Source organism: Cloacibacterium caeni (genome assembly GCF_907163125.1).
Taxonomy (GTDB): Bacteria; Bacteroidota; Bacteroidia; order Flavobacteriales; family Weeksellaceae; genus Cloacibacterium; species Cloacibacterium caeni_B.
The window spans coordinates 492,988-508,347 of sequence record NZ_OU015319.1 but is presented as its reverse complement, the minus strand read 5'-3'; the positions used below and the strand labels follow the sequence as shown (position 1 = coordinate 508,347).

Sequence of the window (15,360 nt, the reverse complement as noted above, 5' to 3'; positions counted from 1 at the left end):
AAAATTTAAAGCACAATGACGGCAAAAGAGCAAGGAAAAAGGCTTCTGAAGTATATAACTAAAGAAAGAAAAGATGTTCTGAATATTTACTTTTATGCCATATTAAGTGGTCTGGTTCAGTTGAGTTTACCACTAGGAATACAAGCCATCATCAGTTTTGCGATGGGTGCAACAATGGTGACTTCTATTTATATTCTCATTGCATTTGTAGTTCTTGGAACTTGGTTAGTAGGATTTTTCAGGGTGAAAGTAATGGAAATCATTGAAAAAATTCAACAAAAAATATTCGTAGAATATGCCATCTCTTTTTCGGAAACTTTACCAAAAATAAAACTCGAAAAGACCAATCAATATTACTTACCAGAACTTATCAATCGTTTTTTTGACACCCAAAATTTACAAAAAGGAATTTCTAAAATTCTCCTTGAAATCCCTACCGCTATTATTCATATTTTATTTGGGATTATTCTCCTCTCTTTTTATCATCCATGGTTTTTAGCTTTTGGCGGAATTGTATTGGTAGGAGTCGTTTTGATTTTTAATTATACTTCAGAAAAGGGGATAGAAACAAGTTTAATCGAAAGTGATAAGAAATATTTTGTCGCATCTTGGTTAGAAGATATTGCCAGTTCGGTGAAATCTTTCAAAGCTAATAAACATACCAACCTTCACCTTAGAGAAACGGATGACAGACTTCTGGATTATCTAAGTTACAGAACGCATCATTTCAAAGTTCTATTATTTCAATATAAAACCATTATTTTCTTCAAAGTTTTGATTACACTGGTTATGTTAGTAATCGGAACCTATTTATTGGTCAACCAAAAGCTAAACATTGGCGCGTTTATCGCTGCTGAAATTGTAGTGCTTACCATTTTAACCGCCGTAGAAAAACTCATTAAAAGTTTAGAAAGTTATTATGATGTCATTACGGCGCTCAGCAAACTTTCGAAGGTTACCGATTTACCACAAGAAAATGAAACAAGCGATATTATCCATATCAAAGATGATATTCAATCTATTGAATTTAAAAATGTTTCTTTTGGTTTTGGAGATGAAGATATTCTGAAAAATTTAAATTTCAAAGTTCAACCAAGCAGCATCAATGTGATTTCGGGAGAGCTTTCTTCAGGTAAATCTTTGCTTATCAATCTGATGTCTGGTATTTACGCCCCTACTTCTGGACATATTTTATACAATAATGTTTCTTCTAAAAATTTAACTCAAGACCAAATCAGAAGAGGAATCAGTATTCACACAGATGATATAGATGTTTTCAAAGGAACAGTACTGGAAAATATTCAACTGGGAAATGAAAAAATAACCGTAGAAAAAATTAATCATATTGCTCAAAAAATAGGAATTGATGATTTCGGGACTAAGTTTACCAACGGATTTTTGACCAAAATTCAAGATGGAAACTCTCAACTTTCTTACAGCAATAAGAAAATAATCCTTCTGCTAAGAGCTCTTGCTACGGATAATAAAATCATCATTTTAGAAGATCCTTATGATGGACTTTCAAAAGAAATCAAAGAAAAAATGATAGCGTTTTTACAAGAATTAGCCAAGGAAAAAACCATTATTGTGGTTACTCAAGATGATGACTTTATCCAAAAAGCACATCAACATTTTCACATGATTAATGGCCTATTAGAAACTAAAAAATAAAACGATGCAACTCAAATCACTCGAAAATATTTATCATATCAATAAGAAATCAAATGTTGCCAAATGGTTTTTATTTACATTTTTAGCATTTGTTTTCATTATGTTTTTACCTTGGACTCAGAATATTAAAACTCAAGGGAATGTTTCTACTTTATATCAGGAACAAAGACCTCAAAAACTCAACTCTCCTATTCCTGGAAGAATTATCAAATGGTACGTAAAAAACGGAGATGTAGTCAAAAAAGGCGATACCATTCTTCAAATTTCTGAAATTAAAGACGATTATCTAGACCCACTTTTGGTAGAAAGAACTCAGGAACAAGTTCAAGCCAAAAAAGGGGTTAGAGAGTACTATAATGCCAAAATTTCTACAACAGAAAACCAAATTGCAGCGATTACTGCTGCTAAAGATTTAAAACTGAATCAAATTAAAATTAAAATTGCTCAGTTACAAAATAAGTTAAAAGCAGAACAAGCCGAACTTATCGCGGTAAACAATGAATTAAAAATTGCTCAAGACCAGCTTAATCGTCAGAATAAAATGTATGAAGAAGGTTTGGTTTCTCTTACTCAGTTGCAACAACGAAATGTAAGTTATCAAAATGCTCTAGCCAAGAAAACTTCTGCGGAAAACAAATTGGCACAAACTCAACAAGAAATCGCCGCGCAAAACATAGAACAAAACGCTGTTATTCAAGAATATACAGAAAAATTAAGTAAAACTGAAGGCGATCGTTTCCAAAGTATGGGACAAGTTGCAGGAAGCACTGGTGACATTGCAAAATTAGAAAATCAAGTGGCAACCTATAAAGTAAGAAAAGGTTTGTATTACATTTTGGCTACGCAAGACGGACAAATTACACAACTCACGAAAGCTGGAATTGGCGAAATTGTAAAAGATGCAGAAACCATCGGAATTATTGTTCCGAAAAAGATAGATTACATCGCAGAAATTTATGTAAAACCTGTAGACTTACCGCTGATTAGAGAAAATCAAAAGGTGATGCTCACTTTCGATGGATTTCCTGCGATTGTTTTCTCAGGTTGGCCTAATTCTAGCTACGGAACTTTTTCTGGTAAAATTATTGCCGTAGAAAATTCCATCAGTGAAAACGGTTTGTTTAAAGCGATTGTTGCCGAAGATAAAACTCAAAAAAGATGGCCACCCAACATGAAAATTGGAACAGGAGCCAGTGGAATTGCCATTCTGAATGATGTGCCGATTTGGTACGAAATATGGAGAAATATCAATGGTTTTCCGCCAGATTATTATCAAGTAAACACCCAAAAGAATGAGAAAAAATAAAATTTTATTGCTTATTTTTCTTTTCACGTCTTATCCTTTTTTCGCTCAAGATTCTATTGCTTTGAGCTATGAAAATTATATTTCTTGGGTTCAAAAAAACCATCCGATTATTAAAATTTCTGATTGGGAAAAAAATATTGCTCAGAATAATATTTTGAAAGCTAAAGCTTTACTTGACCCAAATATTTCAGCAAAAATTGGCGAGAAAAAAATAGACAACACGCTTTATTACAGTCAAAAAAACATAGAACTGAATCTACCAACTTGGTACGGAATAGATTTCAACATTGGCACCAATGATTTGACGGGAAATAAACTGAATAATGAAGAAACTAAAGGCGTTCTGAATCATGTAGGAATAAGCATTCCGCTTGCAAGAGATTTGGTTTACAATAAACGAAGAACCGCTATTCAGCAATCTAAAAATTTCAGCAAAATGACTTTTTACGAGCAAGAAATGCTCAAAAATGAAATCCTTTTGGAAGCTAATTTTAGCTTTTGGGAATGGGTAAAAAATTACGAAATTTTAGAATTGAACAAAAAAGTCCTAGACCTCAACAAAAAAAGATATCAATTGGTAAAAAAATCTTTTGAATTGGGAGAGAGACCAGCCATAGATACCGTAGAAGCTTTCGCGCAACTGCAAAGTTTCGAAGCCAAAACCATAGAATCTCAGAACAAGTATAACATTTCTACCATAGAACTTTCACAATTTCTTTGGAAAGAAAACGGTAAAAATTACAATCTTCCGCTGTTTACTAAACCAAGTGAACAACTGAATACACAGTTTACCCAAGATTATTTTATCATCACCGAGAAACTTTTACAAAATATTGATGCACAATATGCGCTGAATTATTATTTTGAAAAATCTAAATCTTTGGAACTGGAAAGGAAACTAAAATGGCAAAATTTTCTTCCTAAAATCAATTTCAACTACAATTTGTACAATAAAGAGTTTAAAAATCAGGACATTCTGCCACTTTTTGACAATAATTATCAATATGGTATAAAATTGGATTTACCCATATTCATGAGAGAAGCTCGTGCTGATTATCAAAACATTAAGCTGAAAATTCTCCAGAATAATGAGAATATAAAATTTAAAAATCAAGAATTAAAGACCAAAATACAGACTTACAATGCAGAAATGGGCAATTTCTTATCTTTAACTCAAAATAACGAATCGCTCATTGAGAATTATAAAAGGCTTTTAAAAGCCGAAGAAATAAAATTTTCTAATGGTGAAAGTTCACTTTTCTTAATTAACAGCAGAGAAAACAAACTATTAGAAACTCAAGAAAAATTTTTAGAACTGAAAGCCAAAACGATTAAAACTTATTTTAAATTGAACTGGCTGGAAAACAACACTTTAAAACAATGATAGAAGTAACAGGAAACGAACCATTTGATGAACAAGCAGAATTTTATGCTTCTTTAAAAATAAACTTAGAGAAAAATCACAATTTCCCTGAAGATTATCTTTATAAATTCATCATTGTCAATAATCAAGAAAAACTTACCGAAATTTATAAGGTTTTTGACGGCACCAAAAATACTTTTTCTACCAGAGAAAGCAGTAACGGAAAATACATCAGCATTTCCATACAATGTTTCGTACTCGATGCGGAACATGTTATCAGACTTTATCAAGAAGTTGCCAAAATTGAGGGCGTAATTATGTTGTAATAATGAAGGATGAAGGATGAAGGATGATGGATGATTTATAAATTTTGAAATTTAACTTATGAAAATTTTAGTAACAGGAGCCACTGGTTTAATCGGGAAATACTTAGTTCGAAAACTAAAAGAAATAGGTCATGAAATTGTAATTTTGACCAGAAAAAAAACGGGAAAACCTAATGAATTTCAATGGAATCCAGATCAAAATTTCATAGAAGATGCTGCTTTTGAAAACATAGAAGCTATTATTCATTTAGCAGGTGCTACCATTGCCAAAAGATGGACGAAAGAATATAAAAAAGAACTTTACAGCTCTAGAATTAATGCTGCTAATCTTCTCAAATCTTACTGCGAAAAGCATCAAATCAAACTAAAAAGTTTCATCTCAGCTTCTGGAATTAATTATTACGGAACTTTTACGAGTGATGAAATTCTCACTGAAAATTCGCCCATCAAAAAACTAGATTTTTTGGCAGAACTATCAGTGGATTGGGAAAAATCTGCCTATCAATTTTCTGAAATTGCAGAACGTGTGGTTTGCTTAAGAACAGCAATGGTTTTGGCAAAAGAAGGCGGAAGTTTTGTTCCATTGAAAAAATTAACAGATTTCAACTTGGCTTCACCTGTAGGAAAAGGTAAACAATGGATGAACTGGATTCATATAGAAGATTTGGCGAATATGTATGTAGAAGCGATAGAAAACCCTCAATACAATGGAAGTTACAACGCGGTAGCAGATGAAACAGTGACCAATGAAACTTTCATGAAAAGTATGGCTCAAAAATCAAACAAATTTTTCTTGCCCATTCCTATTCCAGAATTCATGATGAAACTGATTATGGGAGAAATGTCTACGATTATCTTAGATGGAAGCAGAGCGTCAAACGAGAAAATAAAATCAACAGGATTTACTTTTAAATACCCAGATTTAAATGCTGCTTTAGATGATTTAATTAACAAATAAAAAGTTTAGATAAAAAAAGCGAACTCTTGTGAGTTCGCTTTTTTGTTTATTTTTGACCCGTCCTAAAATAAGTTTACACCAAATAGACTTATTATGGAAAATCGAGAGAAGACAGTAGAAAAGCGTACACAACAAGATTACACAATGGCTTTTAAATTAGGTATTGTAAGCCGTGTAGAAAAGGGCGAATTCACTTACAAACAGGCACAGCAACATTACGGTATCCAAGGTAGAAGTACCGTTTTGGTTTGGCTCAGAAAATATGGTAATTTAGATTGGAGCAAACCCACCATTCATACCATGTTACAATCCAAAGAAACACCCGCCGAAAAGATTAAAAGATTAGAGAAAGAATTAGCTGATGAGAAACTAAAAACCAAAGTTCTCAATATGATGATTGATATCTCGGACAAGCAATACGGCACACAGATTCGAAAAAAGTTTACGCCCAAACAGTCAGACAACTCCAAGAAAAAGGATTGAGTTTATCCAAAATCTGCAGATTGTTTGGGATAAGCAGACAAGCCATTTACCAGCAGCGCCAAAGATTATGTGTTCGGGAAAAAGAATTGGAGAAAGTTAAACGATTTGTTGAGGAGATTCGTTTAGAACAGCCCAGAATAGGAACAAGAAAACTTTATTATTTGCTTAAAAATAAGTTCAAGCTTGAAAAGATAAAAATAGGCAGAGATGCGCTGTTCAATTATTTACGAAGAGAAAACCTGCTTATTTATCCTAAGAAAAGATATACAAGAACAACTTTCTCCAAACACTGGCTCAGAAAACACCCCAACCTTTTGAAAACGACTTGCCTGAAAAGAAAAGAACAGGTATTTGTAAGCGATATCACTTATATAAAAACCAAAACGAATGTCTGTTATTTATCTTTGGTTACGGATGCTTACAGCAGAAAAATAATGGGTTACGAATTAAGTGAAAATATGAATGCTGAAAATGTAGTCAAAGCTCTGAAAATGGCCGTTAAAAACAGAACAACACATCTTCCGCTTATTCATCACTCAGACAGAGGATTGCAATATTGCTCAGAAGTGTATCAGAAAGTACTTGTTGAAAACAAAATAAAACCCTCAATGACAGATGGCTATGATTGTTATCAAAATGCTTTGGCAGAAAGAATAAACGGAATATTGAAGCAGGAATTTTTAATTTATAAATGCAAAAACATTCAGGATTTAAAACAAATGGTTAAAGAAAGTATTTATATTTACAACAACAAAAGACCACATCTTAGTCTGAAGATGAAAACCCCGGAAACAATCCACAAAAAATCCGGAAAATCAATATCTTCCGGATTGGTATCTTAATGTAAAACTTGTAAACCTATTTTAGGATTAGTCATTTATAAAAATTTTTCTAATTTTTCTATTTCTCTTGCGATGATGGCTTTATTATCTTTTATCACAATTGGTCTTTGCAAAAGTTTAGGATAATTTGCCAAAATAGAAACTAAACCACTATCAGAATACGTTGTTTCTGAGAAATTTTCTTTCCACAAATCTTCATTTTTTCTGATAATGTTATGTATTGAAGTATCTAATTTAGATAATAAATCTTCTATTTCTACTTCAGACAATGGGTTTTCTAAGTAATTTCTTACTTCAAATGCCACACCTTTAGATTCTAAATACTGTAAGGCAGCTCTAGATTTTCCGCAGCGATTATTATGTAAGATGGTAATCATAAATTTTGGATATTAGATGTTTAATGATGGATTTTTATCAATGTTCTCTAATTCTCAATCATTCTACAACGCTAATGCTTAAAAAAGTCCGTGCAATTCTGCTTCTATTTTCTCTAAAATATACCCGAAATCTTCTGGTCTTTCTACAAAATCTAAATCATCAACTTCTATAATAAGTAGTTTTCCTTCTTTGTAGTTAGAAATCCATTTTTCGTATTTTTCGTTTAGTTTAGATAAATATTCTATGCTAATGCTGGCTTCATAATCTCTTCCTCTTTTGTAGATTTTCTTTACTAAATTAGGAACATCTGACTTTAAATAAATAAGCAAATCTGGTGCCGAAACAAAGGATTTCATCAGATGAAACAGCGAAGAATAATTGTTAAAATCTCTTTCGGTAAGCAAGCCCATATCATTTAAGTTTTCCGCAAAAATATAAGCATCTTCGTAGATGGTTCTGTCTTGAACTATATTTTTACCACTCTCTCTAATTTCTTTTACTTGGCGAAATCTGCTTCCTAAGAAATAGATTTGGAGCGCAAAACTCCATTTGCTCATGTCTTCGTAAAAGTCTTCTAAATATGGGTTATGATCTACATCTTCAAATTGCGCATCCCAACCATAATGTTTTGACAACATGGTAGTTAGAGTAGTTTTTCCCGCGCCTATGTTTCCAGTAACAGCAATATGCATCGATTCTATTTTTCTATTCCGTAAAGATAAAGTTTGTCTTCTATCAAAGCCAAAAATTGATTGCTGTTTTTTTCCACAATGATAAAATTTTCTTTAGAAAATACAGGATAGAATAATTGAGCTGGTGTGTAGAGTGAAATGGTATTTTGTTCTATGACGTAAATTTTATCATTTACGCGTCTTAATCTTTTACCATTTTCTATGTCGATAGAATATTTATGAGCACCTTTGAGTTCATAAACGCTGAAACAATTTTCTCTGAGTATGTATAATTGATTTTGATACACGATAAAATCTACCACAGTACTCAAATCCATGTCAAAAGGAAAGATATTGATAATTTTATCCTCTCGATAATTGTACTGTATCAATTGCTTTCGAGCAGAATCTAACACCCAAATAAACTGTAAATCTTGCGAATAAACCGCTTTTACATGTCCGAATTTTTGGTATAGGTTTAGATACTGAATTTCATTAAGATTCTGGTCTAGAATTTTAATTTCCTGTCCGTTTTCTGAGAATAAAAAAATATTCAGAGGGTTTTCAACCGATTGTATTTTAAACGGTTGCGGAAACATGACTTGTGCTTTTTTATGACCTAGAGAATCATATTTCAGAATACTCAAATCTGTATTGCGATACACATAAATGTTCTCATAATCATCTATAAGAACATCTCTAACACTATCTTTTATGATAATAGGAAATTCTTTTTGTGCAAAAAGTGTAGCACAAATAAATGTAAAAATAAGTGATAATCGTTTCATGGCATTTGTGTTTGTAAAATGTATTATCAAGAAAAAACCAGAAACTTTCAGTATAAAATTTACTTAATTTTTACTTCATAGATTTTGTCCCAATTTTTTCCTGTAACAAGCATATTTTGCCCTTTGAAGGCAATTCCGTTGAGAACATCATCTGTTCCTGTGTTGTGTTTTTTCACAATTTCTGAGAAATCTATTCTTGCCACCACTTCTCCAGATTTTGGATTAATTTTTAGAATATACGGTTTTTGCCAAACATTAGCGTAAACAAAACCGTTATAATATTCTAATTCATTTAATTGGTCATACACTTCAGTATTTCCAGCTACAGAGATGTATTTTACCATTTTAGAAGGGTCATTTACATCTAAGAAATATAGATTTTTAGTTCCGTCTGAAGCGATAAGATTTTTACCATCATACGTTAAACCCCAACCTTCTCCCATTACATTAGGATAAGGAAATTCTGATAGAAGTTTAAGCGATGATTTATCATAAATAAAACCTTTTTTATTTTGCCAAGTCAACTGATACACTTTATTTCCTACAATAGTGCTTCCTTCAGAGAAAACATCTGCAGGTTGCGCGGTATAAGTTGTAGCATTGGTTTGACCTAAGGTATATTTTAAAATTTTAGATTGTCCGTTTTGTCCATCACTTTCATAAATGGTGTTTCCTTCTAGCTGAAATCCTTGTACAAAATTAGCCTTATCGTGAGGATATTCTGCCACGATTTCATAAGTCAATTGCGCTTCTGGATTTTTGGCAAAAACATTTATGGTAGCATCTTGACTCAGCACTTTTCCATCTCTGGTAATATTGATGGTTACCGCATTATCTCCTAAAGTAAAAAATGCTGGATCTACTACTAAATCGCTTGTTTCCTTGTCTCCAAAACTGATGCTGATGCTTTCTGCGTTTTCTGTAACTTCTTTGGGTAGGTTTATTTTGTCCCCGAAATGATAACCTTTGGTTTCCATTTCTGTATTATAGGTATTGAGAGCGTCTAAAATCTCTTTGTCTTTATTACATGAAGTCAATAAAAATAGGGCAAATATACTTACGAAAAGTGTTTTTTTCATTCTTAAATTATTTAGTTCAAAATTACAAAAAAAGCACCACTCTATAAGAATGATGCCTAATATTTAATAAATTTTAAGAATTTTTAGTTTTCAACAAAATTTTTCAAAGCTTTGTTTAGGATTTCGTCCCAACCTTTTTGGAATTTTTCTTTCTTAAAATCAGCGCCTAGATGATCAAAGTTTTCTAAACCTTTGTGTGTAAGAGTAACCAGCGTTCCGTTGCTTTCTGGCTGGAGCTCCCATTTTACTAATGTTTTATCATGGGTATAATCAGGATACGTCCAAGAATGTTTTAATTTTTTCTGAGGAATAATCTCTACGATTTCGCAGTGATGGTGTAATTTTTTATCTTCTCCTTCAAAGAAATTAAAAGCGGCATGCTCTTTCAATTCGAAGTCTGGTATATTAAAATACCATTCTTTCATCTGTTCTCTATTCGTAATCGCATCCCAAACTTTTTCTATTGGTGCGTTAACTTTTACGCTGATTTTAACATTATCGTGCATAGCGTTATCATTTTTAAGATTGAACAATTATTTATACTCGAATTTACAAAAAATATCTTGATTAATGTTGCTGAATTTTATCAGGGGCATCATAGTTCACCATCCATTGAATCCCAAACTTGTCTTCCCACATTCCGAAATATGCTCCCCAAAAAGTATCTTGTAATGGCATCGTTACATTTCCTCCTTCTGAAAGACCGTTAAATAATTTTTCTGCTTCAGCTCTAGATTGTGCATTGAGTGAAATTGCAAAATTATTTCCTTTGGTAATCTTATGAATTCCTGGCATAGAATCGCTTCCCATCAAAACAGTTTCTGTAGAAATAGGAAGTGTAACGTGCATAATTCTGTTTTTATGTTCTTCAGAAAGTGGTGGCATTCCTTCTTGTGGAGGCATTTCGCCGAATCTGTTCCACATAGGAATTTCTCCACCTAAAACCGATTGATAAAACTTGAATGCTGCTTCGCATTCTCCATCAAAAGTAAGATAAATGTTTGCTGTAGCCATATTTTTAAATTTTTATGTTTATAGTTTTAAAGTCATATAAATATTTGCTCTTTTGTAATCTGAACTATCAAAATGTTCTTCTAAAAAACCTACTTTTTTATAAAGATTAATGGCTTTATCCAATTTGGTATTAGAAAAAAGAAAGATTTCTTTCAAGCCTAGATTTTTAGCTTCATCAATACATTTTTGCATGAGCAGACTTCCTATTCCTTTTGATTGAATTTTTTCTGTAACAGCCATTTTGGTCAATTCAAAAGAACTATTTTTCGGCATTAAAGCTACAGTTCCTATAATTTTATCCTCAAGTTTTGCAAAAAAAATTTTTCCGCCTTTTTCTAAAATATATTTTTCAGGATTAGATAAAACCTCTTTATCATAAGGTTCTACTTCAAAATATTTATCTAGCCACTCTACATTTAGATTTTTAAAATCATCACGATATTTCGGTTCAAAATCAATAATTTCAATATTCATAGCTTATCTGTGTTGGTCTATTAAAATAGGATTTCCGTCTGGATCTTTCAAGATGATGTATTCTGGACCAGAAGTTTTCTCATCAGCTTCTCTGTCTAATTTTACATCTTTCGCTTTCAATTTTTTTTGAATTTCTCTTACATCGTTAAATTCAGGAAGATTTTGCGCTTGTTGGTCCCAACCTGGATTAAAAGTAAGTGTATTTTCTTCTATAAACCCTTGAAAAAGTCCGATAACTGTATTTCCGTTTTTAAGAACAATCCAATTTTGATCTATGTTTCCAGCTTTGTAAGTGAAACCCAGTTTTTCGTAAAATTCAACAGATTTTTTAATATCTTTTACTTTAAGACTTATTGAAAATGCTCCTAATTCCATATTTTTTTGATTTGAAGTATTATTTTCTTGAGCAAAAATTAATTGCGAAAGCAACAGAAAACTAAATAATATTTTTTTCATGTTTAAACTCCAAATTGCTCTAAATGGTGATTGAGATGTTTCGCAAACATATTATTCCAACATTGAGCCGTCATTTTTCCGAAATTAATATTTTCTTTTCCTTCAAAAGCTTCTCTTCCCAATTGTTGCACACGCTGAATATTGCCAATTAATTTGGCTTTTTCTTCTTCAAAGTTTCTTTCATCGGCAATGATAAAAGCTGGACTTGTTGGCAAACTCTGTTTATAAGGAATTTCGTTGGTGATTTTAGGCTTTACAAACCTCGAAAGTAAAAATTTGGCAATAAAACTAGGCTTTGGAAATTTTTCTGACGTAAAAGTTAGGTCATAGGCTACATTTAAATGTGCTAAAACTTGGTCTACACTCATTTTACCCCATTTTCTTGGGGTTTCTGGTGTTAAATTATTGATTCTATTGATGTACTCTTGCGCATCTTGTGCATCAAAAACGTTTTGCATGGATTTTATTTTTAAAGAATCTCAAAGTTAATTGAAATTTCTAAAACGCCTACCAAAAGAATCTTAAAAATATGATAAAATTTAGAAAATAAAAACCGTTTTTGACTTTAAATATCACTTCTGATACGGCTTAAAGTCTCCTGAGAAATTCCCAGATAAGTAGCAATCATTCCGAGTGGAGCTCTGAGAATGATATTAGGATTTTCTTCAAGCAATTGAATGTACTTTTCTTTTGCCGTCATATATTGCAGCGAAGAAATTCTGCGCGACATCTCTATCATTAAGTTTCCTAGAATATATCTGCTGAAATTTGCCGCAGTTAGCGAAACCGAACATAATTCCTCTAATTTATTGAAATTACAAGTGGTAATTACCGATTTTTCTAAAGTTTCAATGTTATTTCGAGTAGGTTGATTCTTAAAAAGCGTATCGATATTGGCTGTAATCTTGCCTTCAGAATAAAAATTGGTAGTGATATCTTTTCCGTTTTCGTAGTAAAACATTCTCAGCAAACCTTCATCTACAAAGAAAACAGTATGATTGTATTGATTCTGCTTGCTCAATATTTCACCTTTTTCAAAGACTTTTGTTTCACATTCTTCATTTAAAAAACGCTCTATTTCTGCATCTACCTTAATGTGCTTATTAAGTTCTTGAATTAATTTCATGAAAACTAAATTTCTGGCAAAAATACACAAAAAAGGCGTTTCAGTAAACTGAAACGCCTTCGAATAAACATTAATAAAAAAACTATATGGATTAAACGAACCCTTGGTCGTCATAATCTTCGGAGAGATGATATTCTTTGAACAGCATTTTGATTTTGATTTTCAAAGCTATCCAACCTAAAAGGAAATAAACCCAACCTAGAATAAACAAGTGCCAGAAATATTTTTGGGTTAAATAATCGGAACCTTTTTCTACCACCATAATTTTCAAAGCTTCTAAATATGGTGTTAAAGGAATAATTTTAGTGAAATAAGTAATGAAATCTGGCATCGCATAATTTGGCCAAGTAAATCCACTGATGATAAACGCAGGCGAAGCAATTACCATTAAAATCTGAGTCGCTTTGAGCGCATCTGGAACCATAATACTCACCAAAACGCCTAAATTGGTTGCTGCTACTACAAAAATTGCTGTTATCAAGAAGAAATTCATAGCGTTTTCTGGAACTGGAATTTTAAAATACAAGCTACACAAGTAAAAGAATAAAATATTTAAATTGGAGAAAATCCAAACGGGTAAACATTTAATCGCCATTACCAAAATCGCATATTTGTGTTTCCCTGCAAAATCTTTTATGAAAGAATCTCTTTTAAATTCCTCGGAAAACGTAACTGCCATCGCCAAAAGAATAACTTGCTGTAAAACCACCGCCATCATTGCTGGCCACATGAAAATCAGGTAATTACTCGTGGTGTTAAAAAGCGTAATATAATTGGCTTTATAGGGTTCTATATTGGCTTTTGCTTGGTCTGCATTCATCCCTTTTTTCTGCAAAGCTTTCATTTCGGCACCTGCTGAAAAAGTGCCTAAGGTTAATTGAATCGCTTTTGAAGCAAAATTAGCGGTCAACACATTCGAAGTATTGAGATAGACGTTAATTTCTGGATATTTCTTTTGCAACATATTCGCCTCGAAACGTTCAGGAATAATCACTACTGCTCCTGCTTCTGTTTTGATGACCTCATCTTTCAATATCGCTGGTTCTTCTACATAATTCAGCACTTTCAGCGTTTGATTATCCTCTAACATGTCTACAATTTGGTTAGACAAAGGAGTTTGGTCATGATTAATTACAATCACAGGAATATCCGTTACTTTTCCCTTTTTGTAGGTAAAACCTAACAAAAGCGCGTAGAAAATGGGAGCCATAAAAAATACAGAAAGCATGGTTTTGTTCGTGAAGAACAAATGAAACTCTCTTTTTAAAAGGTATCTTAACTGTTTCATTTTTTCTAAATTTTATTTTTTTTAACCACAAAAGAGACAAAAGCTTTTCCGTTTTAAAGTTTTCCAAAAGAAAAAAAACTTTTTTTACTTTTGAATTGCTTATTTTCAAACATTTCTTTTGGAGCTTTTGCGGTTTTTAGTTAAGATTATTTTAAAGTTACGCTAGAATTCACCAAAATATTATTCACTTTTGCTCTATCTGTAGGAATTACTTTAATTTCGTAAACCGCATCATCTGGTTGATAATCTGGGAAAGCAGTGGTAATATCTGCATATTTTGTCAATTGCTTGATAGAAACTATTTTCCCTGAAAACTCTTGATTTCCGTATGTAGATTTCATATTCACGGTCATTCCTTTTTGATATTTAGAAATTTTACTTTCTGGAATGGTAAAACGGAAATAAGTCGAATTCGGAATATAACCGTTGAAAAGTGCATAACCAGCAGTTGCCAATTCGCCTACATTTAGAGAAATAGTTTCAATTTCCATATCATTGGTTGCGATAATATATCTTTCAGAATAGGCAACATTAGCTTCCTGAAGAACACCTCTCGCTTGATTTTCTTGACCTATCGCCATTTCTATTTTTTCTAATCTTGTACCGATTTCCACATCGCGCAATTCTGCGTTTGCAGCTTCATATTGAGCTTTTGCGGCTTGTAATTTTGCGAAAGCCTCATCATAATTTTGTGGAGAAAGCAGACTGTCTTTGTACATATTTTGCGCTCTTCTAAAGGATTTTTGAGCGTACTGATATTGTTCCGCTAAACCCTTTTGTTTGGCTCGTAACTGACGAAGTTGATCTGCAGTTGCTCCATTTTTTGCCATTTGTGCTTGTGCGGCGGCAGCGGCAGTTGCTCCTTTTGCTTGAGCAATTTTCGCAGAAACTTCTGGAACGTCTAACATTGCGAGCGTATCTCCTGCTTTTACAGTTTGTCCTTCTTCTACATAAATTTTTAAAATTCTACCTGTAACTTTTGGCGCAAAAGAAACAATTTCTTTTTTGGTTTTTCCTTCGGTTAATTTTTGTGGAGTTTCATTTTTACAAGCTCCGAGAGAAAGTAAGGTTACTAAAAATAAAGATATTACAATATAGTTTTTCATTGGATTAAAATATTTAATTGATTAATGTTTA

The 15,360-nt window shown here is 32.3% G+C and carries 18 protein-coding genes; 6 read left to right on the top strand and 12 right to left on the bottom strand.

Features of this window, described 5'->3' with window-relative positions; genetic code table 11:
* Nucleotides 1-15 precede the first annotated feature (15 nt).
* The 6 genes from KKQ79_RS02320 (at nt 16) to KKQ79_RS02295 (ending at nt 6,949) form a co-directional block, all read left to right on the top strand.
* Entirely contained in the window at nt 16-1,671 is a 1,656-nt protein-coding gene (locus KKQ79_RS02320) for a peptidase domain-containing ABC transporter (RefSeq protein ID WP_213188794.1), read from the top strand.
* 4 nt (nt 1,672-1,675) lie between these two features.
* A complete protein-coding gene (locus tag KKQ79_RS02315; protein ID WP_213188793.1) occupies nt 1,676-2,977 on the top strand; it encodes an HlyD family secretion protein in 1,302 nt (433 codons plus the stop codon).
* The gene (locus KKQ79_RS02310; protein ID WP_213188792.1) at nt 2,964-4,361 is read left to right on the top strand and encodes a TolC family protein; all 1,398 of its coding nucleotides are present in this window, start codon (nt 2,964-2,966) and stop codon (nt 4,359-4,361) included. The genes KKQ79_RS02315 and KKQ79_RS02310 overlap by 14 nt, the downstream gene beginning before the upstream one ends.
* Nucleotides 4,358-4,666 carry a DUF493 domain-containing protein gene (locus KKQ79_RS02305; RefSeq protein WP_213188791.1) on the top strand — a complete coding sequence of 103 codons (309 nt, stop codon included), beginning with the start codon at nt 4,358-4,360 and terminating at the stop codon, nt 4,664-4,666. The genes KKQ79_RS02310 and KKQ79_RS02305 overlap by 4 nt, the downstream gene beginning before the upstream one ends.
* 58 nt (nt 4,667-4,724) lie before the next feature.
* Nucleotides 4,725-5,624, top strand: a complete 900-nt coding sequence (locus KKQ79_RS02300; RefSeq protein WP_213188790.1) for a TIGR01777 family oxidoreductase — start codon at nt 4,725-4,727, stop codon at nt 5,622-5,624.
* 93 nt (nt 5,625-5,717) lie between these two features.
* Nucleotides 5,718-6,949 (top strand): IS3 family transposase gene (locus tag KKQ79_RS02295; RefSeq protein WP_250131172.1). Its coding sequence is split into 2 segments (ribosomal slippage): nt 5,718-6,066 and nt 6,066-6,949, totalling 1,233 coding nucleotides; the frame shifts between segments, so codons are not numbered across the junction.
* 35 nt (nt 6,950-6,984) lie between these two features.
* On the opposite strand, the gene KKQ79_RS02290 is transcribed toward KKQ79_RS02295, so the two are convergent.
* From KKQ79_RS02290 to KKQ79_RS02235, 12 genes are all read right to left on the bottom strand, one after another.
* Entirely contained in the window at nt 6,985-7,326 is a 342-nt protein-coding gene (locus KKQ79_RS02290) for an arsenate reductase family protein (protein WP_213188788.1), read from the bottom strand.
* Nucleotides 7,327-7,404: 78 nt separating this feature from the next.
* Nucleotides 7,405-8,019, bottom strand: a complete 615-nt coding sequence (locus KKQ79_RS02285; RefSeq protein WP_213188787.1) for a deoxynucleoside kinase — start codon at nt 8,017-8,019, stop codon at nt 7,405-7,407.
* Nucleotides 8,020-8,024: 5 nt separating this feature from the next.
* Nucleotides 8,025-8,786: a hypothetical protein gene (locus tag KKQ79_RS02280; protein ID WP_213188786.1), complete on the bottom strand. Its 762-nt coding sequence runs from the start codon at nt 8,784-8,786 to the stop codon at nt 8,025-8,027.
* 59 nt (nt 8,787-8,845) lie between these two features.
* The gene (locus KKQ79_RS02275; RefSeq protein WP_213188785.1) at nt 8,846-9,865 is read right to left on the bottom strand and encodes a glutaminyl-peptide cyclotransferase; all 1,020 of its coding nucleotides are present in this window, start codon (nt 9,863-9,865) and stop codon (nt 8,846-8,848) included.
* A gap of 83 nt (nt 9,866-9,948) precedes the next feature.
* Complete coding sequence (locus KKQ79_RS02270) at nt 9,949-10,371, bottom strand: SRPBCC family protein (RefSeq protein ID WP_213188784.1); 423 nt, start codon at nt 10,369-10,371, stop codon at nt 9,949-9,951.
* 61 nt (nt 10,372-10,432) lie between these two features.
* The gene (locus KKQ79_RS02265; RefSeq protein WP_213188783.1) at nt 10,433-10,879 is read right to left on the bottom strand and encodes a VOC family protein; all 447 of its coding nucleotides are present in this window, start codon (nt 10,877-10,879) and stop codon (nt 10,433-10,435) included.
* An 18-nt stretch (nt 10,880-10,897) separates the two neighbouring features.
* Nucleotides 10,898-11,353 carry a GNAT family N-acetyltransferase gene (locus KKQ79_RS02260; protein WP_213188782.1) on the bottom strand — a complete coding sequence of 152 codons (456 nt, stop codon included), beginning with the start codon at nt 11,351-11,353 and terminating at the stop codon, nt 10,898-10,900.
* Nucleotides 11,354-11,356: 3 nt separating this feature from the next.
* Nucleotides 11,357-11,728 (bottom strand): VOC family protein, encoded by a 372-nt coding sequence (locus KKQ79_RS02255; RefSeq protein ID WP_213190663.1) that lies wholly within the window; start codon nt 11,726-11,728, stop codon nt 11,357-11,359.
* An 83-nt stretch (nt 11,729-11,811) separates the two neighbouring features.
* Nucleotides 11,812-12,267: a DUF1569 domain-containing protein gene (locus tag KKQ79_RS02250; RefSeq protein WP_213188781.1), complete on the bottom strand. Its 456-nt coding sequence runs from the start codon at nt 12,265-12,267 to the stop codon at nt 11,812-11,814.
* Nucleotides 12,268-12,374: 107 nt separating this feature from the next.
* Entirely contained in the window at nt 12,375-12,935 is a 561-nt protein-coding gene (locus tag KKQ79_RS02245) for a Crp/Fnr family transcriptional regulator (RefSeq protein ID WP_213188780.1), read from the bottom strand.
* Between the two features lie 91 nt (nt 12,936-13,026).
* Nucleotides 13,027-14,223, bottom strand: coding sequence for an ABC transporter permease (locus tag KKQ79_RS02240; protein ID WP_213188779.1), 1,197 nt, complete (start codon nt 14,221-14,223; stop codon nt 13,027-13,029).
* A 146-nt stretch (nt 14,224-14,369) separates the two neighbouring features.
* Nucleotides 14,370-15,329, bottom strand: coding sequence for an HlyD family secretion protein (locus tag KKQ79_RS02235; protein WP_213188778.1), 960 nt, complete (start codon nt 15,327-15,329; stop codon nt 14,370-14,372).
* Nucleotides 15,330-15,360: the final 31 nt, after the last annotated feature.

Excerpts from the sequence above, each read along its gene's own strand:
- KKQ79_RS02320 (WP_213188794.1), top strand. The coding sequence starts at position 16 with ATGACGGCAAAAGAGCAAGGAAAAAGGCTTCTGAAGTATATAACTAAA.
- KKQ79_RS02315 (WP_213188793.1), top strand. The coding sequence starts at position 1,676 with ATGCAACTCAAATCACTCGAAAATATTTATCATATCAATAAGAAATCA.
- KKQ79_RS02310 (WP_213188792.1), top strand. The coding sequence starts at position 2,964 with ATGAGAAAAAATAAAATTTTATTGCTTATTTTTCTTTTCACGTCTTAT.
- KKQ79_RS02305 (WP_213188791.1), top strand. The coding sequence starts at position 4,358 with ATGATAGAAGTAACAGGAAACGAACCATTTGATGAACAAGCAGAATTT.
- KKQ79_RS02300 (WP_213188790.1), top strand. The coding sequence starts at position 4,725 with ATGAAAATTTTAGTAACAGGAGCCACTGGTTTAATCGGGAAATACTTA.
- KKQ79_RS02290 (WP_213188788.1), bottom strand. The coding sequence starts at position 7,326 with ATGATTACCATCTTACATAATAATCGCTGCGGAAAATCTAGAGCTGCC.
- KKQ79_RS02285 (WP_213188787.1), bottom strand. The coding sequence starts at position 8,019 with ATGCATATTGCTGTTACTGGAAACATAGGCGCGGGAAAAACTACTCTA.
- KKQ79_RS02280 (WP_213188786.1), bottom strand. The coding sequence starts at position 8,786 with ATGAAACGATTATCACTTATTTTTACATTTATTTGTGCTACACTTTTT.
- KKQ79_RS02275 (WP_213188785.1), bottom strand. The coding sequence starts at position 9,865 with ATGAAAAAAACACTTTTCGTAAGTATATTTGCCCTATTTTTATTGACT.
- KKQ79_RS02270 (WP_213188784.1), bottom strand. The coding sequence starts at position 10,371 with ATGCACGATAATGTTAAAATCAGCGTAAAAGTTAACGCACCAATAGAA.
- KKQ79_RS02265 (WP_213188783.1), bottom strand. The coding sequence starts at position 10,879 with ATGGCTACAGCAAACATTTATCTTACTTTTGATGGAGAATGCGAAGCA.
- KKQ79_RS02260 (WP_213188782.1), bottom strand. The coding sequence starts at position 11,353 with ATGAATATTGAAATTATTGATTTTGAACCGAAATATCGTGATGATTTT.
- KKQ79_RS02255 (WP_213190663.1), bottom strand. The coding sequence starts at position 11,728 with ATGGAATTAGGAGCATTTTCAATAAGTCTTAAAGTAAAAGATATTAAA.
- KKQ79_RS02250 (WP_213188781.1), bottom strand. The coding sequence starts at position 12,267 with ATGCAAAACGTTTTTGATGCACAAGATGCGCAAGAGTACATCAATAGA.
- KKQ79_RS02245 (WP_213188780.1), bottom strand. The coding sequence starts at position 12,935 with ATGAAATTAATTCAAGAACTTAATAAGCACATTAAGGTAGATGCAGAA.
- KKQ79_RS02240 (WP_213188779.1), bottom strand. The coding sequence starts at position 14,223 with ATGAAACAGTTAAGATACCTTTTAAAAAGAGAGTTTCATTTGTTCTTC.
- KKQ79_RS02235 (WP_213188778.1), bottom strand. The coding sequence starts at position 15,329 with ATGAAAAACTATATTGTAATATCTTTATTTTTAGTAACCTTACTTTCT.